This is a genomic window from Klebsiella sp. MBT K-1, assembly GCF_002556465.1.
Lineage (GTDB): Bacteria > Pseudomonadota > Gammaproteobacteria > Enterobacterales > Enterobacteriaceae > Klebsiella > Klebsiella grimontii.
This window is the reverse complement of record NZ_PDEL01000002.1, coordinates 227,848-246,864: the sequence shown is the minus strand read 5'-3', so window position 1 is coordinate 246,864 and position 19,017 is coordinate 227,848. Positions and strand designations below refer to the sequence as shown.

Genomic DNA, 19,017 nt, shown 5'->3' with positions numbered 1-19,017 from the left:
AGTATGGATCTGAATTTACACCACCGCACGGCTATCGTTACCGGAGGCGCTACGGGCCTCGGCAAAGAGTTTGTCCTTTCCCTCGCCAGAGAAGGAGTCAATATCTGCTTCACCTATATGCATGAAGACGAGCACCCTGAACTGCTGGTCGAAACGGTGAAAAGCACTACCAACGTCGAGATCGTTGCGGTGAAAACCGATCTTTCCGACGAGCAAAGCCGTGAGAATCTGTTCGCCACCTGTATCGACCGCCTGGGAAATGCCGATATTCTGGTCAATAACGCCGGGATCTGGCTGAGCGGCTACGTTACTGAAATTACCCCACAGGACTGGGATAAGGTGATGAACATCAACCTGAAGGCGGTATTCCACCTGAGCCAGCTGTTTGTAAACCACTGCCTGGCGAAAGATCGGGCCGGCAGCATTCTGAATATCACCTCTCAGGCGGCCTTTCACGGTTCGACCACCGGTCATGCTCATTACGCGGCCAGTAAAGCGGGCCTGGTGGCATTCGCCATTTCGCTGGCGCGCGAAGTGGCGAAACAGAAAATCAATGTCAACAACATCGCCGTCGGCATTATGGATACCGCGATGATCCGTAAAAACATTGAACAGAATCCTGACTATTACGTCAGCCGTATTCCGGTGGGCCGGGTGGCCCAGCCGCACGAAATTGCCGATATCGGCGTCTTCATGGTCTCTCCGAAAACCAGCTATATGACGGGAGCGACTCTGGATGTCACCGGCGGTATGTTGATGCGTTAACTTATGGAGAATGTCTATGAAATGTCTGGCAATTGCCGATCTTTTTATCAATGCAGCGATGATGGACGCGGGTCTGAACGCGCTGAAAGATAAAGGTATTGCAGTGGAAGTGCGCGAGTGGTCGCACGAGTCGATTGAAAAACTGCAGGAGGATAATTTGCTGGTGGAACAGCAAGGTTCAGAGGCGCTGGCGCTGCCTGCCGCCCTGCTTCAGGGCGCTGAGGAGACGGAGATCCTGATAGTCCAGTTCGCCCCGGTTAACGCGGCGGTATTCGACAAGCTGCCAAAGCTTAAATACGTCGGCGTGCTGCGCGGCGGCATTGAAAACGTTAATCAGGCGGAGGCCAAAGCGCGCGGGATTGAAGTGATGAACACGCCGGGGCGTAATGCCCGTAGCGTGGCTGAGTTTACCGTCGGCATGATTCTGGCGGAGATGCGCAACATCGCCCGCTCGCACGATGCGCTGCGCGATAAGTTCTGGCGCAAAGAGAGCCCTAACTACCGGGCCATTCCTGAACTGGGCGGCAAAGTGGTAGGTCTGGTCGGGCTGGGGCATATCGCTCAGCTGGTGGCTGGCTTCCTGCGCGGTTTTGGCAGCGAGATTATCTTTTACGATAAGTACGTCGCTGGCCATGACAGCTATGAAAAGGTGGATTCTCTTGATGAGCTGGTTCGACGTGCGGATGTGATTTCGCTGCACGCCCGCATGACGGCGGAAACCGAAAACCTGATCAACGCGCATCATTTCGACTTGATGAAGGAGAGCGCCATTATCGTCAACACGGCTCGCTCCGGCCTCATTAACGAAGCCGATCTGATTGCCGCGCTTCGGGCTGGTAAAATCATGGGCGCCGCCCTCGACACTTTTGATGATGAACCCCTGCCGGACGATAGCGCGTTTTATTCGCTGAATAACGTCACGATAACGCCGCATATCGCCGGCAGTACTATTGATGCCTTCAGCAATTCGCCGAAGCTTTTTTCTGAGATCTTGCTGAAAAAAATCGGTTAACGATTAAAAGAGCCAGTTACGCTTTTATCGGGCCCATTGGGCACGGGTTCGCTCGCGCCCAATTCGGCCGCCTTTTAAGGAAATATTATGGATATTATCAACAGCATTATTAGTCTGGGGGCATCAGTAATGATGCCAGTAATATTCTTTATTATCGCACTGTGCTTTGGCGTAAAAGTGGGCACCGCATTTAAAGCCGGGATGCTGGTGGGGATCGGTTTTGAAGGGGTGGGTCTGGTGATCGGTCTGCTGTTGACCAACCTTGGCCCGGCGTCGCAGGCCATGGTCGAGCGTATCGGTTTGCACCTGACGGTGGTGGATACCGGCTGGCCGACCGCCTCGACTATCGGCTGGGGTTCGCCGCTGATGCTGCCGGTGGTGGTGGGGTTTATCGTTATCAATATCGCCATGCTGCTGCTGAAATTAACCAAAACGGTAAATATTGATATATTTAACTACTGGATTTTCCTGATTATGGGTTCGGTGGTGTATGCCGGAACCGGTAACTACTGGCTCTCCGTCGGTATCACCTTCGGTATATTTATCTTAACCCTGCTGGCGGCGGATTTAACCGCTCCCTATTTACAAAAAAACTATAATCTCCAGGGGATTTCGTTTCCCCATCTTACCTGTATAACCTACGTCCCCTTTGGGATTGCCTGTAACTACATTATTGATAAGATCCCGCTGATCAATAAAATTAATTTCGACCCGGAAAGTATTAATAAAAAATTCGGCGTCTTTGGTGAACCGCTGACTCTGGGCTTCGTGCTGGGGCTGCTGCTGGCCTTCCTTGCGGGATACGACGTTTCCGCTGCGGTCTCGCTGGCGATTAAAGTTTCCGCCGCCATGCTGCTGCTGCCGAAAATGATCGAAATTTTGGTTCAGGGCCTGCTGATCGTGCGCGACGCCGCCGAAGCGAAGCTGAAGGCTAAGTTTCCTGACCGCGACTTCTATATCGGCATGGATACCGCGCTGCTTATAGGCGAACCCTCGGTGCTGGCGACCGGACTGCTGTTGATCCCCATGGCGGTGGTGCTGGCGATTATTCTGCCGGGCAACCGCGTGCTGCCGTTTGTCGATCTGGCCTCACTGATGTTCCTGCTGGCAATGGTAACGCCGTTTTGCAAGCGCAACATGTTTCGCATGTTCATTACCGGCACCCTGGTGGTCAGTTGTATTTTGTACGTTGGGACGGATATTTCGCACGAGTATACCCAGGCCGCGGTCAACTCTCATATTCCGGTACCGGAAGGCATGTCTGAAATTACCAATATCGTTGGCGGAGCAACCACGCCGGTTGGCTGGCTGGCGCTAAAATTCGGCGAGTTTTTCAGTACCGCGCCATAAATCGCCCTTCTCACTCTACCCGGCGCGGGAAACGGCGTCGGGCTTTTTTCGCCCCGTCCGTCATTAAAAATGCCTGCCAGGAGGGTAAGCTGGCAGGCATGGCACAATGGACGTCTGTGCTTAGAACTGGTAGGTCATACCCACGGCAACGATGTTGTCGGTACTGATTTTGGCATCGTTGGTGAATTTCGTCTCATCCAGCAGGTTGATTTTGTAGTCCACATAGGTAGACATGTTTTTATTGAAGTAGTAAGTCGCGCCGACATCAAGGTATTCAACCAGATCCTGGTCGCCGTAGCGGCCCAGATCTTTGCCTTTCGATTTCAGGTAGGCGATGGACGGACGCAGGCCAAAATCGAACTGATACTGGGCCACGACTTCAAAGTTCTGCGCGGTATTGGCGATATAGCCGCTACCGAACTTCGTCATATTGCGGGTTTCAGCATAGGTGGTCGCCAGGTAGAGGTTGTTGGCGTCATACTTCAGACCGGCCGCCCATACTTCCGCTTTCTCGCCGCGAGCGTATGCGTTCGGATTGTCGCGACCCGCTTTAACCTGCGCATCGGTACGATCGGACGCCGCGTAGGCTGCGCCTGCGGCAAAACCTTCGTACTCATAGGTAGAGGCCAGCCCCCAGCCATCGCCATGCTGTTTCGCCAAATCGCGACCGTTACCCTCTTCTTTACCCTGATACTGTACGGCGATATTCAGACCATCAACCAGCCCGAAGAAACCGTTGTTACGGTAGGTAGCAACGCCGGTGGTACGCGCGGTGGCGAAGACGTCAGTTTGCGTCCAGGTATCGCCGCCGAACTCCGGCAGCATATCGGTCCAGGCGCCGATGTCATAGGCGACACCATAGTTACGCCCGTAGTCCAGTGAACCATATTCGCCGAACTTCAGGCCAGCGAAGGCGAGACGCGTTTTGTCGCCGGAATTGTCGCCTTCAACGTTATTGGCGCTGAAGTTATATTCCCACTGGCCGTAGCCGGTCAGCTGGTCATTGATCTGCGTTTCACCTTTGAAGCCCAGACGCGCATAGGTCTGATCGCCATCTTCAGACTTATCGCTGGAGAAGTAATGCAGGCCGGTCACTTTCCCGTAGAGGTCGAGTTTGTTTCCGTCCTTGTTATACACCTCTGCTGCCTGCACGGTTCCTGCAGCAAGAAGTGTAGAGACGGCCACTGTAAGTAATTTTAATTTCATATTATTTCGTCCCTAACTATTAATAAAATATCAAATCTCAGATGCCTTCTGAGCGAACCTATTATGCGATAATTCGCAAAGAGACTTAAAATTAAAAGTTCCTGGTTTTTATGCCAATGCCGATAATTGTGACGGCGTCAGGGGTTGTTAATTGACCTTGATCAATTAATCTTACCGCTGACCTGTAATTATTCTGAATAAGATCCGTTGCAACCGGTTAAATCAGAAGATTTAACTAAAGGAGACGATTTTCTATAAGTAAATTCTAATGATAAGATAAATTAAAGATTGCATTTTGTTAAATGACAGCAAAATCATATAGTTATAATTTTAATATCAATGCGAATATTCTCATCCATAAACAGATTCATTCTCCATAACTTCCTTTATAAGGTATATTCAGACTTTTCCCCTTAAAATAAAACCTGGTGTTATGGGTACCCTCTACGTTATTTTGATTTCTTGACAAAACTCATGGAGATTATAGCACTGCGGTTTAAGGTTTGTTTAATCTTTTTGTGAAAGGGATAGTCACGACAGTTTTTTCAAGGGATGGGGAAGTGATGAATAAATATAGTTCTGGAAGAGTCCAAAGGATTATGCCTATCGGAACGCGATGGAGGCGAATATGTTAAGGCCGATGACGGCGGGACGAAGGCTGGGCGGGAGTCGCCAGCCGACATCGCCAGAGAGGTGAAAAGACGGCTAAACGGCTGCGTTTGATTCAAACCATCGGTCAGATAAGCAAATGAAGCCCAGGAGAGTGGTTATCCCTCTTCACCGGTTCCGGGTAATGATATGAGACACGTTGGCTCAACGTGTCCATCCTGAAAAGCGCCGCAGGCGGAAAAATAAAATGAAAGTGCACAGATAACGGTAACGTGCGGCAATTACTCCGGCATGAATTTATCGATCAGCGAAAAAGCGTGTAAATAATTAGACAGCGCCAGTAGCGCATGAAATGAATGAAAGCCAAACTTTTGAATTATTTTTCTTTTATTGCAGCTATAAGCCTTCGGTGAAATGCCGAGCAGTTCCGGATAATCCTTTGCCAGCACGTTAAACTTCATTACAAAAATATACTGAAACTCTCGCTCTGTTAAAGTGATATCTTCCCCCACCGGGATCCCGTCAGTTACCCTGTCGATGATATTGGCGATATGCGCGGTGCGCCTCTTATTTATCAAACAAACAATATTATCTTCGACCTTAAAGCAAACAAAATTCTTTTTCATTTCAAAGCTGTTAATCAGAAAATGAAACTGCGCGCGCCTGCTGGTTGGGTACCTTGTTAAGCACAAATCGACCAGATTCGCCTGCTTCGCCGCTTTTACGTCATTTATTTTCAGCCGCATGGCTTTTTTAAAAAAATGATTGTGGCTGACAATCGTCACCATTCCTTTCCCTCACGAAAGCCGAATAATCCTTATAAAAAGGCGAAAATACGCGCCATGGGGATATACCCATGAGTGAAGTGGGTGAATTATAAGTTTGTTTAATATTTATTGTCCAGACGCGCGCTTTTCAGAAAAATCCCGCAATAACCGCACTGATTAATTTTGCGTCAGCCCGCGCACGGCGATTCAATCAATCATTATTTTAAGAATTTTCTCATTAGACATCGGAATAAGCGCAACAAGCAGAATAATACACTGATATTTTATGTAAATTCGATTGATTAAATCAAATAAATATATTTATCGAAATATTATTTCACATTAACAAGACTACCCGCGAAGGAACGTAAAGCGTTTATTCATTTTACCAATGTTTATTTGCCATTCGTTTAAGTCTGCGCCGGGTGATGACCCGGCGCGAAGAAGTTTACGCCCGGTTTCTGGCAAGCAGGATAATGATAAACAATCCGCCGATTCCGGCCGTAATGATCCCAATCGGCAGCTCCTGCGGGGCCAACAGCGTCCTGCTGACAATGTCGCCGCCGCACAGGAGCACGGCCCCCCACAGGCCGCATAAAGGAAGCAGCAACAGATGTTTGACGCCGGAAAAGTAGCGGCACATATGCGGCACCATCAGGCCGATAAAGCCAATCACTCCGGTTAAAGCCACCAGCAGCGAGGTGGCCAGCGCGCAGCAGAAAAAAACCTCCATTCTCAGGCGGCCAACGTTAATACCCAGCGACTGCGCGGTCTGCTCGCCGGCCAGTAAGCCATCCAGCGAGCGCCAGCGTAACAGTACGAACGCGCCGAGAAACAGCAGACTGAATACGGCATACGGTAAATTATCCCAGCGCGCCAGACCAAGCCCTCCCAACGACCAGAACAGTACCGAACTGGCGGCCCGCTGATCGCCGGAGAAAATCAGATAGCTGGTCAGCGCGCCGAATAAAAAGGAGATCGCCAACCCGCAAATCACTAAGTGTTCGGCGCCGCGCTGCTTTTTAAAATGAAACAGCAGCATCACCGCCACCGCCGAGCAGAGGCCGCCAACGAATGCCGATACCGGCAGCGTCAGCGCGCCAAGCCGCTCGCCGAATCGGGTAATCACCAGCACCGCGCCCGCCGATGCGCCGGAGGAGAGACCAAATAAAAAAGGATCGGCCAGATCGTTGCGCGTGGTGGTCTGTAAAAGGCCGCCCACGATGGCCAACACGGCGCCCGCCAGCACCGAGAGCAGCGTTCTCGGCACGCGTAAATCAATGACAATACGCCCGATCATCTCCGATACCGGCACATCCAGCAGCCGCAAGGCTCCAAGAACCTGGGCCAGCGATAGCGGTACGCTCCCTTTGGCAACGCTGAGCAGCATCAAACCGGCTAACAGCGGCAGCGCGCCCCACATTGCCCAGCAGTAACGAAATTGAGTGCCCCTCATTGGTTAGCCGCTGGATACAGCGCATGAGCCAGCTTTTCCGCCGCGTTGATATTCGCCGGGCCGGGCGTCAATTCAGCATACTGCAGCTTCAGGTAGCGCTGCTGCTTCACCGCCGGTGTCTGCTTCATTAACGGATGATTTTCGAGGAAACGGCGCAGCGAATCAGCGCCGCTGCCGGTCTGATAATCGAGAAGAATAATAAAGTCAGGCTCCGCCGTCGCCACGCTCTCCCAGGAGGTGGTTCCCCAGCTCATCGCCAGGCCGTCCATCACGTTTTTCCCTCCGGCCGCTTCAATAATCGCGGTCGGCATGGCGTACCGCCCGCTGGTAAAGGGCTTATCTTCGCCAGAGTCATAGACAAACACTTTCAATGGCTGTACGCCCCGCGGCGGCTTAGGCAACGCGTTCAGCGCTTTCTTCCAGCCGTCAACCAGCGTCTGGGCCTCATGCCGCTTGCCAAAAATTTTGCCCAGCGTCAGCTCATCGTTGTACAGCAGGTCCATACTCGCTTTACGTTTATGCTCCGCGGTAAAGACGCAGCTCTCGCTCAGCACAAAGGTTTTGATGCCGTATTTATCGAGCACGGAAGGCGTGACCTCGCCGCCGACCTTCATGCCGTAATTCCAGCCTGCGAAAAAGAAATCAGGATTCACCGCCAGCAGCGTTTCCAGAGAGGGATATTTTGGCGCCAGCTCGGGAATGGCTCCCATCTGGTGTTTAAATTCCGGGGTCATTTTGTACCACCCGGTAATGCCGGTTAAGCCCACGATGCGGTCCTGCAACCCGAGAGCAAAAGCCATTTCAGACATATTCAGGTCGTGTATAACCGCCCTTTTCGGCGCCTGGGTGAAGGTCACCGGCGTTCCGCAGCTCTCAATAGTGACGGGGAAATCAGCCGCGCTCGCCGCTGAAATGGAAAGAACCGCCATCATGCCTGCAAACCCTTTTTTCATGCTTCGTTATCCTTCAATAATGTATTACGCATAGCCCGGAACCTCGAAAATCCGCAGCGCTTTCCCCGTTTCGGGATGCGGTACGGTAAAGCTGGTCAAGCCAAAGACCGGGTAAAGCCGTTCTGAAACCAGTACGCGCTCCGGCACGTCCCAGGCCAGGGCGCGCCCTTGCGATAAAAGCAAAACCCGGTCGGCAAAGGACTCAATCAGGGAAAGATCGTGCAGTACCGCAACGACCGTGATCCCCAGGCTTTTCACTAATGCCAGCAGTTCTACCCTGGCCTGCGGATCGAGGTGGTTGGTCGGTTCATCCAGCAGCACCAGTTTTGGCGACTGGGCCAGCACCCGCGCCAGCGCCGCCCGCTGTCGCTCGCCGCCGGATAACGCGGAGAGCGAGCGCGTGCGCAGCTTCTGCAATCCCGTATCGTTAATCGCCCGGGTTACGATGCTTTCATGTTCGCGCCGTGACATATCCCGGGCGTGGGGAATACGTCCAAGAGCGACATAATCCTCAAGCGCCAGACGCATATCAGGGGCGTCGTTCTGCGCCAGTACCGCTATCTGCCGGGCCCGCTGCTGCCGGGTTAATGCGGAGACGGAGCGGCCATATAAGCGAACGTCGCCCTCCCGCACCGTCAGTTCATGATCTATCGCGCGCAATAAAGAGGTTTTTCCGCTGCCGTTCGGGCCAATGACCGCCAGGCACTCCCCTTTACCGGCACTAAAATGAATGTCGGCGAGAATGTCCCCGCCGCCGGGACGCGGCAACGATGCGATACTGACGCTAAGCACCGGGACATTGGTCGTACCACCCTTTGTCAAACTCTCCTCCATTAGCCGTTCTCCCTTGCTCTTAAGCGCGGATTAGCGAAACGCACTCTCTTGTTCATTTTCACCGCAGAAAATAGATGATAATCATTATCATTTAAAAAGAAAGGTGAATAGTCACATATTTTATAATGCTTTAATTGTTATATTATAACATAACAATTATTAACGATGATTTGCAACTGCTCTTCGGGGCTGGCCAAAGCCAAGCGCCGAAACATGGGGAGTTGTGCTCAGCGCGGCGCTGTGGTGTATTGCTGCAACCTTCAACGGATTTGCACAGGAAATGTCAGGATGAAAACGGTAGAGTTTTTGCTTTATACCCTTAAACCGGGTTCCGGGAACGATTTTCACCGGCTAATGAAAGAACAAAGCGCGCCCTGCCACCGTGCAGCCGGCATGGATATCGTCGCCTTCGGCAACTCAGTCGAGGACAACGACGCTTATTATCTGATACGGGCCTATGACGACCTGACGCATTTAAATACCTCGCAGGAGCGCTTCTATCGTAGCCCGGCGTGGCGCGAAGGCCCGCGACAGGCCATCATCGATAAAATCAGCGTCAGCGTAAAAACGGTGATGGAGCTGAGCGACAGCGCGATTGATGGCCTGCGAAACGGCTGACCCGCGCGGGCAACAACGGCTGAGCCGGCGGCGGTTCGTTTTTTCTGGCGCAGACATTCATGGGTTGCAGGCGTTGCCCGCTGGCGGCCGACGCCTTACCGTGCCAACGATGAGTCAGTGTAACCCGGCAAAAATGCGGCTACTGCGCGTCCCCCTGACTCCGCCATGAGTTGTGATTCAGCGACGCAAGAAAGCCCTGCGGCGTGTTGTTGCCGAGCTTTTTTTGCGTCCGTCCCTGGTTCCACAGCGCGCACAGCCGCTGCAGCGTCGCATCCGGTTCGTCCAGCGCCGGAATAACGTCGGCTAATCGCTCGCTAAGCTGCACCGCCCCGCTCTCCGCCATCGCCACCGTTGCGCACGACAGATCCGCGCGCGCGGGCTGAAAGCCGGCATGAGCATAAATCTCAAGACATTGTATCCGCGCCGGACAGGCGTCCAGCGCCTGGCTCAGCCAGCTATCGACCAGCGCGGGCGAGATCCCCGAATAGATGCGGCCAAAGCACCAGCCGCTGATCGGCTCCTGCGCCCAGAGCAGATGATGTTCACCACCGTCGTCCATCGACAGCGCCAGCTGGCGGTAGTGCAGCGTCAGGGTATCGGCGCGCATCCCTGCCTTTAACGCTTTCTTTCCCTGCGGCGCGGCGCTTTTCCGCCCCTCATGGGCCGGGCGCAGATAGCGGTTCAGGGTGGCCCGAGAGATGGCGATGCCCAGCCCCTCATTCACCATAAACAGCAGCTCATCCAGCGGCGCGCGCAGCGCATCGCGCAGGGCATTTATCAGGTTCTCCTGCTCTTGTCTCAATACTTTGTGTATCAAATGCGGCGTGGTGTGGTTATCGGAAATCTGGCTGCGGTTGCGCCAGCGGCGCACCGTAGTAATAGAAATCCCCAGTTCCTGCGCCAGTTCGCGGTCGCTTTTGGTCGATTCCTGAAGATATTTGCGCGTTCTTGGCGTGGTGGTTGCGTTGGCGTGCAGCTTAATTTCCATACGATCCTCGACAGAAAATATAACCAATCATATGAGATATATATTATTGTAGAGAACACAATGTGAACCGCTTCACCTTTAAGCCCACCGCTTTCTCTCATAATCCGCCATAGATAACACACTCATCCCCTGTCGATCTTGTACGGAGTTCACAATGAACAATGTTCTGGGATTTCTTGAAGCCAAACTGATGCCGCTGGCGGCGAAAACCGCCCAACAGCGTCACCTCGGCGCTATTCGCGGCGCCTATGTTTCATTTATGCCTTTTATTATTGTCGGTTCTATTCTGCTGGTGATCTCGTCGTTCCCCAACCAGAGCTATCAGCAGTTTATGGCCAGCACCTTCGGCGCCAGCTGGAGCGCGATTATCGAAATTCCGTTCAACGCGGTCTTTTCGACGATGTCGCTGTTTATCAGCTTCCTGGTGGCCTATCGTCTGGCGGAGCATTACGGCGATGACCGCATCTCCTGCGGCATCCTTTCGCTGGTGGGGTTTCTGATCCTCACGCCATTTATTAAAGTCGCTGAAAACGGCGGCATCACGGTGATCCCCGTGGAATGGATCGGCACCAAAGGATTATTCGTCGCCATGATCGGTTCGCTGCTGTGGACCGAACTGTTCTGCTGGCTTAAGCGCAAGAAGCTGGTGATTAAGATGCCGGACGGGGTGCCGCCCGCGGTGCAGGAGTCGTTCGCCGCGCTGATCCCGGCGCTGCTGGTAATGATTCTGATCCTGGCGATTCGTATCGGGTTTGAGCACACCCACTACGCCACCATCCACCAGTTTATTTATGAAGTCGTCGCCTCGCCGGTACGCCATTACGGTACCTCCTACTTCGGCGCGCTGATGACCGTTTTCAGCATTACCATTCTATGGTCGGTCGGCATCAACTCCGGTTCGATGATTAACGGCATTATTCGTCCGCTGTGGATGGAAAATCAGACCGATAACATCGCGGCTATTCAGGCTGGCGTCACTCCGCCGCACATTATTACCGAGCAGTTCTTCGACATGATCTGGATGGGGGGCGCGGGCGCAACGCTGTCGCTGGTCATTGCGATGCTGATTTTCGCCCGCAGCAAAAATATGCGCGAAGTCGCCCGCCTCGGCGCCGGCGCCTCCATTTTTAATATCAATGAGCCTATCCTCTTTGGCCTGCCGGTGATCATGAACCCGATCATGCTGATCCCGTTTAACCTCGTGCCGCTGGTGCTGGTCACCGTGCAGTACGCAGCGATGAAAATCGGCGCAGTGGCCGTCACCACCGGGGTCTTTATCCCCTGGACGCTGCCGCCGGTGATCAGCGGTTTTATCGTCACCGGGCATCTTAGCGGCAGCGTGATGCAGATCCTTAATTTGCTGATTGGCGCCATGCTGTACCTGCCCTTCATGCGCATCGTCGATAAGCAGTATCGCGCCGCGGAAATCACCGCCCGAGCCGAAACGGACAACACGCTTGCTAAACAGGAGTAAACCAATGTGGGGAATGATTGCCACCTGGCGAATGGCGCTGGAAGGCGTAACCGAAGCCGCGACGGCGCTGGCCTCCGGCGCTGACACCGCCAGCGCCGTGGTCAATGCGGTGGCGGCGGTAGAAGATTTTCCGCTGTACAAATCGGTAGGCTACGGCGGTTTGCCGACGGAAAACGGCGAGGTCGAACTGGATGCCGCCTTTATGGATGGCGATACCCTGGCCTTCGGCGCGGTCGGCAACCTGGTGGATATCGCCAACCCGGTTAAAGTCGCCCACGCCCTCAGCCGCCAGCGCTATAACAGCCTGCTGGTCGGCCAGGGCGCCCGAGAGTGGGCCATAAGCCAGGGCTTCGCCGCCAAATCAATGCTGACCGAGCGGGCCATGCAGCACTACCGCAAACGCTGCCGCGAAACGCTGGATAAAGGCCTCAGCCCCTACGACGGCCACGATACCGTGGGCATTATCGGTCTCGACAAACAGGGTTCCATGAGCGTCGCCACCTCCACCAGCGGCCTGTTTATGAAAAAACGCGGGCGGCTGGGCGATTCGCCGATTATCGGCTCAGGCTTCTACTGCGATAGCGAGACCGGCGCCGCCACGGCCACCGGCGTCGGTGAAGATCTGATGAAGGGTTGCGCCAGCTACGAAATCGTCCGGCGCATGGCCCAGGGAATGACGCCGCAACAGGCGGCGGACTCGGTAGTCTACGAGTTGGAAGACAAACTGATGTCGCGCTTTGGCCGCGCGGGCGACCTTTCGGTGGTGTGCATGAACCGCCGCGGCGAATTCGGCGCCGCCACCAATATCAAAACCTTCTCCTTTGTCGTCGCCAGCGCGACCCAGCCGCTCACCGTGTTTTGCGCCGAGCGCGTGCAGGAGAAAACCCACTACCGTCCGGTGGACGACGAATGGATGCAGGCCTACGCCGCACGTATTCGCGCCCCCATCGAGGAGTAAGTCATGCTGGATTACCGCTTTATCAACCGACTGGATAGCGCCTGCCATGGCGCGCATCTGGTGACCTGGCCCGGCAGCACGCTGTTAACCCAGGCCCCCCTCAACTCAAGTCCCCTGCTCGCGGAAATGGTGGCACAGGCCGCCCGCGGCGAGGTGGCGGATACCCGCTTCGGCTGCTCCCCCTTCGCGCGCATCACCCTTATTCCGCGGCCGCTGTGGCAGGATGCGCTGAACGACGGCCTGGCCGAGGCGCTGCGGCCGCTATGCAAAAAGCCGCTGAGCGAAGCGCTTATCCTCGACTGTTCGCTGGAACAGAGCAACGGCACGCTAACCAAAGCGCTGCGCGAACTGTTTAACCTCGACTGGCAGCTTGATGACTTAGGCCTGCATCAGGTGAAAGCCGTCAGGCCACGACTGCGCCAGCTCGCCCTCTACGCCCTGCCTGAACAGCGGCCGACGCTGGAAACCCTTGTGCGTCAACAGCAGGCGATCGCGCACGGCATGATTGCCGCACGACGGCTGGCGGATCTGCCTTCGGAGCAGTGTACCCCGCAGTACGTGGTGGACGAGGCCCGGCGTCTGTGCATCGATATCCCTGTTCTGCGCTGCGAAGTACTCGATGAAAACGCGATTGTTGAACAGGGGCTCGGCCTGCTGCATGCGGTGGGGAAAGGGTCCGCGCGTCCGCCGCGCCTGCTGGCGATACATTATGATGGCGGCGGCGATGGCCCGGTTCGCTGCTACGTCGGTAAAGGCGTCACCTTTGATACCGGCGGGCTGTGGCTGAAGGAAGGCGCCGGGATGTACACCATGAAGTACGATATGTGCGGCGCGGCCAACGTCCTCGGCCTGATGCTGAGCATCGCCGAGCTGGCGCTACCGGTGCGAGCGATGGGCGTTCTGGCGCTGGCGGAAAACGCGATTGGTCCCGACGCTATGCAACCGGGCAGCGTCGCCCGGGCCTGTAACGGTCTGACGGTAGAGATCAATAACACCGACGCCGAAGGTCGGCTGGTGCTTTCCGACGCCATTGCCTGGGCCAGCCAGCGGCATCCGCAGGCGCGCTATATTATCGATATGGCAACCCTGACCGGCGCGGTGGTTAAAGCGCTGGGTTACGATTTAAGCGGTTTGATGACGCAAAACGAAACGCTGCGGGCGGCGTTGACCCAGGCAGGGATGAAGAGCGGAGACGAAGTCTGGTCGCTGCCGCTGGATAGCAGGCTGAAGAAACAGACCGAAAGCGCCATTGCCGACCTGTGCAACACGCCGGGCAATAATGCGGCGATCAGCGCTTCCGCCGCCTGGCTTTTACAGCATTTCTGCCCACCGGAGATCCCCTGGGCCCATCTCGACGTCAGCGGCACGGCGCTGTGGCGCGAAGGCGGCAAAAGCGTTGCTTCCGGCCGGCCGATTCCGCTGCTGATTCAGCATCTGCTCGACGATATCGGCGAGATTTAATGTCTCCCTGGAGGCGATGTTCGCGCACTATCCCGGGTTGCGGCGAAAACGCCTTACCCGGGCTACGGATTACCCGCAATCTGCGGTCCTGTAGCCCGGGCAGGCGCTCTGCGCCGCCCCCGGGGGAAGAGCGCGGAGTAGCAGAATTTCCCGGAGGCGGTGCTCGCGCACCTATCCGGGCTACAAAATCAGCAGGATCCGTAGCCCGGGAAATGCCCTACTCCTCGCTCACAACCGGTTTGACTCTTACCGCAAACAGCACAATCACCATGGCGCTGACCAGCAGCACGCCGCTGCCGACAAAAACGCCGCTCGCGCCGTTGAGATCGAACACCGCCCCACCGCCAGCCGCACCGGCGCTAATCGCCAGCTGAATAGATGCCACCAGCAGGCCGCCGGCGCTTTCCGCTTCATCCGGCACCGTGGTGGCAAGCCAGGTCGACCAGCCCACCGGCACCAGGCCAAAAGCAAAGCCCCACATCGCTACCAGCAGACCATCCAGCAGCGCCACGTGGCCGAACGCCACCATCATCAGCGCCAGCACGCTCATTGCCAGCGGCACCAGCGCCAGCGTCAAGCGCAGGCTTCGGGCTAACAGATGTCCGGCAATCGAGGTTCCGATAAAGTTCGCTACCCCAAAACCGAGCAGGATCAGGGAGACCCCTTCGACGCTGGCCTGAGCCACGGTTTCAAGGAACGGGCGCAGATAGGTAAAGAAAGCAAAATGGCCGCTGAAAATCAGGATGGTCGCCAGCATCCCGCCAATCATACCGGGACGGCGCAGTACCTTAAACAGCGTAGCGAAGCTGCCGGCGCTCTCCGGACGCATGGAGGGCAGAACCCACAGCTGCCAGAGCAGCGCAACCACGCTCGGCAGCGCACAAATAAGAAACACGTTGCGCCAGCCGATCAGCGCGCCGAAATAGCTGCCTAGCGGCGCGGCAACCACCGTCGCGATTGAAACGGCGGAAAAAATAATCGCCAGCGCTTTCGGCACCATCGCCGCCGGGACCAGGCGCATGGTGGTCGCGGTCGACATCGACCAGAAGCCGCCGATGGCGATCCCCAGCAGCAGACGCCCCAGCAGCAAAAACTCCAGCGAACCGGCGAAGGCCACCATCATGCTGGAGATAATCTGCAAAACCGAGAAGAACATCAGCACCCAGCGGCGGTCAATATTTCGCGTCGCGGTAGTGATCAGTAGCCCGGTCACTAACGCCACCAGCGCCGTCGCGGTCACCGCCTGCCCCGCCATACCTTCGCTAACGCCCAGGCTGGCCGCCATCGGCGTTAACAAACTGGCAGGAAGAAACTCGGCGACAATCAGGCCAAACACCCCCAGCGCCAGCGCATAGACGGCGCGCCACGCGGGCCTGGCGTTAGCCTGGCTCTCTTCAGCTGCAATGCAGGAACTCATAAACATCTCTCCAGAACAATTAACATTTCGTTAAGGTTAAGCGCTTCTGTTCGGACGATCTATGATGCATACTCCTTGATTATTGATAATTCGTCCGGGAATGATGTGATGACTCAGCACGCCCTCGATCTCACCAGCGAACTCTTGCGCGGCATGCGCCTGTCCGGCGTCAACTACCGGCGCATCGAAACTTCCCGCCCGTTCGGCGTCGAGTTCGGCTTCGTGCCCGGTAAAGCGCAGTTCCACTTTATCAGCCGGGGGCCGGTACTGCTGCGCATGGTCAGCGGCAAGCGCCTGATGCTGCAGAGCGGCGATGCGCTGTTTATTCCCAACGGCGATGGCCACGTGCTGCTCTCCGACGACCAGGCGGCGGTGGTGAATGTGTCCAGGCTGCCCAGCGAACCGGTCTGCGACTCGGTAAGCTGCGTCAAAAACGCGTGCGACGACGCGAAAAACGACAGCGCCATTATCTTTAGCGCCTGTATGGACTTTGAGCTGGGCGGCATGCAGCCGCTGGTCAAAGCGATGCCCGAAGTGATGATGGTCAGCAGCCTGCTGACCAGCCGCCCGGAGATCCCGCCGATGCTGGCGGCGATGGAACGCGAAAGCCTCACTCGGCAGGCGGGCTACGCCGGTATACTGGCGCGGCTGGCCGATGTGGTCGCCGCGCTGATTGTCCGCGGCTGGGTGGAGTCTGGCTGCGGCAACGCCACCGGCTGGGTGCAGGTGCTGCGCGACCCTAAGCTGGCCAAGGCCATTTACGTGATGCATCAGCAGCCCGGCATTAACTGGAAAGTCGAGGATCTGGCCCGCGAGGCGGGGATCTCGCGTTCGGTATTTGCTGAACGTTTCCTCTCCGCCACCGGCACCACGCCCGCCCGCTATCTGACCGAGCTACGTATGCGCCTCGCGGTGCAGTACATTTCCCATGAGGGTCAGGCGCTGGAAAAAGTGGCCTTCCGGCTGGGCTACAGTTCCCATGCTGCCTTCAGCCGCGCCTTTAAACGCATTATCGGAAAAGCACCGGGCGCGCTGCGCGAGCCGGCGCGGGAGCAAGAGGCTTAGCGCTGTCCCAGTTCACGGGTTCGCCTGACCGCCGCCAGTACGCTACGCTGAAGCCCGGCGGCAAAATCGCTGTTATTCAGCTCGTACAGACCGTGGATCCCGACTCCCGCCGGGGAATTATTGATATCCAACAGCTGGCGCGGATGCTTCTGGCTTTGGCGCAGCATCTCGATCGCGCCGAGCAGATTTTCCAGCACCACCTCCGTTGCCTGGGGTCGCGATAGCCCCGCCAGCACGCCGGCGTCGGTAAAGGACTCGATAAAATAGTAGATATAGTTGGGGCCCGCGACAGCAAAGCCGGTAAAGATGTCGATCAGCCGTTCAGGCAGATACAGTACCTTGCCAAAGCCGCGCAGAAACGGTTCGATTTCCGCCGCGCTGGCGTGAGCGTTTAAGGTCACGCCGCTATAGCCAAATCCGGTATCGGTCAGGGTATTGGGGATCGCTCTGGCAATCGGCGTGGCCTCGCCAAACAAGGAGGCCAGCTTTTCCAGGGTCACTCCCGCGATCAGAGAAACCACCGTCGTCAAACCGTTAAGCTGCGCGCGCACGCGGTTCGCCACCCCCGCCAGATCGTCCTGCGGACGGATCCCCAGCACCAGCAAAGAGGCCTCGTTTACGCCGCCGTCGCCCGACAACCGATAATGGGCGTACAGATGCTCGGCTCGCGCGCTGTCGATATCCTCCAGCGAGATCGCGTCCGCCCGCAGTGCGCCGTTGCTTAATGACGCGCGAATAATCGCCTCCGCCATCTGTCCGGCGCCGATAAAATGGATCTTTGCCATCGTTCCTGCTCCTTATTCAAAGAGATATTCGCCGTTGCCAACGCGAAAGCGCCGGCCTTTAAGCGCCGGGTCGGCAACGCGAAACACCAGTTCAGTCAACTGGTTCGCCGCACCGTGGCGGAAGATAAACTCACGGCCGCCCACCTCCAGCCCGAGTTCGCCTTGCGGAGTAAAACCAAACAGCCGCTGCCAGCGGTCGCGTACCGCCCGGGGATTGTGAACCGCAAAAACCGCGCGCTGCAGCTCTATCTCCCCCAGCGGATGCGGCGCAGCGAGACCCTGGGCCTGCAGGCGGATCAACCGGGCGTCATCCTCTTCGCCCCATTGCAGAACGAACGGATAGACCAGGCCATCAAAGTCGCCGTCAATGGTGAAGATCCGCCAGCTGATAACGTTGCCCTGCGGATCGTTGCGCTGGCCGTTGACGATCGGCGAAACCCGCAGGCCCTGTTGATGTAGCTCCGCATGCGTGCGCGCAATATCGTCGCTACGCAGCGCCACCCGATACAGCGCTTCATTTTCCGGCAGCAGCCGTGAGGCATCCCGGGAGAGTAAAAACGTCTCTGCGGCGCAGAGCAGCTCTGCGCCATCGGCAATCGCCAGAAATTCGATATAGGTCAGGCCGAAATAGCTCAGCGCATTCCGGGTCCCCCAGCCCGGATGGCGCCCACCGGCCACCGCGTTGAGCTTTTGCCCGCTCAGCGCCTCTATCGCCGCTTCAGGCTGATTAACAAACTGGACCGCGTGGTCCCACGTTAAGGTTGTCATTCTCCCTCCCGCTCCTCTGCCTGATAAAAACGCAGCCGACAGGCGGCATCGCCGCGGGCCAGCGCGGTCTGCACCTCTAAATGCAGCCCCGGAAACGCGTCGGTTAATGCATGATCGCCTTCCATGCAGATATCGCACAACGTCGCAATGTCGCTGGCGCCTCGCCCCTGCTGCCGCCAGCAGTTGACATAAGGACAGTAGTGAAACAGCACGATAAACTCGGCCCGGCCGATGCTGACGGGTTCCATCTCATAAACCTGAGATTCCAGACCGCGGGTAAACAGCCCGGCAAACGCCTGCAAATCCCGTTCATCCTCCATTTGCGCGCGGATCTTATACCCGAGATCGCGGCCATAATGACGTATTGCCTCGCGGGCAAAATCATCGGCGATCTGGCGCTGGCGGCTTTCGTCCAACAAATAACCGATGGTTGCCGCGCGTTTTTCAGTAATGGCGCGCAGCGCCAGGGTCACCTCATCGTTTAAGGTGGCGGCGTTATGCGCCGTTTCGGAACTTATTGGCGTCATGCGC

General features: G+C 56.3%; 18 protein-coding genes. 8 read left to right on the top strand and 10 right to left on the bottom strand.

From position 1 onward, the window contains the following. The first annotated feature begins 3 nt into the window (after positions 1–3). The 3 genes from CMQ96_RS03660 (at position 4) to CMQ96_RS03650 (ending at position 3,127) form a co-directional block, all read left to right on the top strand. Positions 4–765 (top strand): SDR family NAD(P)-dependent oxidoreductase, encoded by a 762-nt coding sequence (locus CMQ96_RS03660; protein ID WP_024358109.1) that lies wholly within the window; start codon positions 4–6, stop codon positions 763–765. Positions 766–781: 16 nt separating this feature from the next. Continuing rightward, a complete protein-coding gene (locus tag CMQ96_RS03655) occupies positions 782–1,777 on the top strand; it encodes a 2-hydroxyacid dehydrogenase (protein ID WP_049100443.1) in 996 nt (331 codons plus the stop codon). An 87-nt stretch (positions 1,778–1,864) separates the two neighbouring features. Then, complete coding sequence (locus CMQ96_RS03650; protein WP_004136334.1) at positions 1,865–3,127, top strand: PTS galactitol transporter subunit IIC; 1,263 nt, start codon at positions 1,865–1,867, stop codon at positions 3,125–3,127. A gap of 120 nt (positions 3,128–3,247) precedes the next feature. Here CMQ96_RS03650 and ompC read toward each other — a convergent pair whose 3' ends face one another. The 5 genes from ompC to CMQ96_RS03625 all read right to left on the bottom strand — a co-directional run bounded on the left by ompC (position 3,248) and on the right by CMQ96_RS03625 (position 8,952). After that, entirely contained in the window at positions 3,248–4,333 is a 1,086-nt protein-coding gene (gene ompC, locus CMQ96_RS03645; protein ID WP_004136332.1) for a porin OmpC, read from the bottom strand. A gap of 890 nt (positions 4,334–5,223) precedes the next feature. Then, complete coding sequence (locus CMQ96_RS03640; protein WP_098065923.1) at positions 5,224–5,730, bottom strand: hypothetical protein; 507 nt, start codon at positions 5,728–5,730, stop codon at positions 5,224–5,226. A 427-nt stretch (positions 5,731–6,157) separates the two neighbouring features. Continuing rightward, positions 6,158–7,165, bottom strand: coding sequence for an iron ABC transporter permease (locus tag CMQ96_RS03635; RefSeq protein WP_024358107.1), 1,008 nt, complete (start codon positions 7,163–7,165; stop codon positions 6,158–6,160). Further along, a complete protein-coding gene (locus CMQ96_RS03630; RefSeq protein WP_098065921.1) occupies positions 7,162–8,118 on the bottom strand; it encodes an ABC transporter substrate-binding protein in 957 nt (318 codons plus the stop codon). The genes CMQ96_RS03635 and CMQ96_RS03630 overlap by 4 nt, the downstream gene beginning before the upstream one ends. Positions 8,119–8,142: 24 nt before the next feature. After that, complete coding sequence (locus CMQ96_RS03625; RefSeq protein WP_004136324.1) at positions 8,143–8,952, bottom strand: ABC transporter ATP-binding protein; 810 nt, start codon at positions 8,950–8,952, stop codon at positions 8,143–8,145. Between the two features lie 288 nt (positions 8,953–9,240). Between CMQ96_RS03625 and CMQ96_RS03620 the strand changes: the two genes are divergently transcribed. Further along, positions 9,241–9,570, top strand: a complete 330-nt coding sequence (locus CMQ96_RS03620; protein ID WP_004136323.1) for an NIPSNAP family protein — start codon at positions 9,241–9,243, stop codon at positions 9,568–9,570. Positions 9,571–9,709: 139 nt separating this feature from the next. On the opposite strand, the gene CMQ96_RS03615 is transcribed toward CMQ96_RS03620, so the two are convergent. Continuing rightward, on the bottom strand, positions 9,710–10,558 hold the full coding sequence (locus CMQ96_RS03615; RefSeq protein ID WP_024358104.1) for a hypothetical protein: 849 nt from the start codon (positions 10,556–10,558) through the stop codon (positions 9,710–9,712). A 154-nt stretch (positions 10,559–10,712) separates the two neighbouring features. On the opposite strand from CMQ96_RS03615, the gene celB reads away from it, so the two are divergent. The 3 genes from celB to CMQ96_RS03600 are packed head-to-tail and all read left to right on the top strand — an operon-like array spanning position 10,713 to position 14,451. Next, the gene (gene celB, locus CMQ96_RS03610; protein WP_004120071.1) at positions 10,713–12,032 is read left to right on the top strand and encodes a PTS cellobiose transporter subunit IIC; all 1,320 of its coding nucleotides are present in this window, start codon (positions 10,713–10,715) and stop codon (positions 12,030–12,032) included. 4 nt (positions 12,033–12,036) lie between these two features. Next, positions 12,037–12,990 (top strand): N(4)-(beta-N-acetylglucosaminyl)-L-asparaginase, encoded by a 954-nt coding sequence (locus tag CMQ96_RS03605; protein ID WP_004134354.1) that lies wholly within the window; start codon positions 12,037–12,039, stop codon positions 12,988–12,990. 3 nt (positions 12,991–12,993) lie between these two features. Further along, the gene (locus CMQ96_RS03600) at positions 12,994–14,451 is read left to right on the top strand and encodes a M17 family metallopeptidase (protein WP_024358103.1); all 1,458 of its coding nucleotides are present in this window, start codon (positions 12,994–12,996) and stop codon (positions 14,449–14,451) included. A 217-nt stretch (positions 14,452–14,668) separates the two neighbouring features. Here the strand turns inward: CMQ96_RS03600 and CMQ96_RS03595 are convergent, their stop codons facing one another. Further along, a complete protein-coding gene (locus CMQ96_RS03595; RefSeq protein WP_004120066.1) occupies positions 14,669–15,868 on the bottom strand; it encodes an MFS transporter in 1,200 nt (399 codons plus the stop codon). Between the two features lie 108 nt (positions 15,869–15,976). Between CMQ96_RS03595 and CMQ96_RS03590 the strand changes: the two genes are divergently transcribed. Next, entirely contained in the window at positions 15,977–16,933 is a 957-nt protein-coding gene (locus CMQ96_RS03590; protein ID WP_098065919.1) for an AraC family transcriptional regulator, read from the top strand. On the opposite strand, the gene CMQ96_RS03585 is transcribed toward CMQ96_RS03590, so the two are convergent. Genes CMQ96_RS03585 through CMQ96_RS03575 form a run of 3 tightly spaced genes read right to left on the bottom strand, consistent with a single transcriptional unit; the run spans position 16,930 to position 19,013 of the window. After that, positions 16,930–17,718, bottom strand: a complete 789-nt coding sequence (locus CMQ96_RS03585; protein ID WP_098065917.1) for a pyrroline-5-carboxylate reductase — start codon at positions 17,716–17,718, stop codon at positions 16,930–16,932. The two genes, CMQ96_RS03590 and CMQ96_RS03585, sit on opposite strands and share 4 nt — an antisense overlap. Before the next feature lie 12 nt (positions 17,719–17,730). After that, a complete protein-coding gene (locus CMQ96_RS03580; RefSeq protein ID WP_024358101.1) occupies positions 17,731–18,486 on the bottom strand; it encodes a VOC family protein in 756 nt (251 codons plus the stop codon). Beyond that, positions 18,483–19,013 (bottom strand): L-2-amino-thiazoline-4-carboxylic acid hydrolase, encoded by a 531-nt coding sequence (locus CMQ96_RS03575; RefSeq protein ID WP_024358100.1) that lies wholly within the window; start codon positions 19,011–19,013, stop codon positions 18,483–18,485. The genes CMQ96_RS03580 and CMQ96_RS03575 overlap by 4 nt, the downstream gene beginning before the upstream one ends. Between the last annotated feature and the right edge of the window lie 4 nt (positions 19,014–19,017).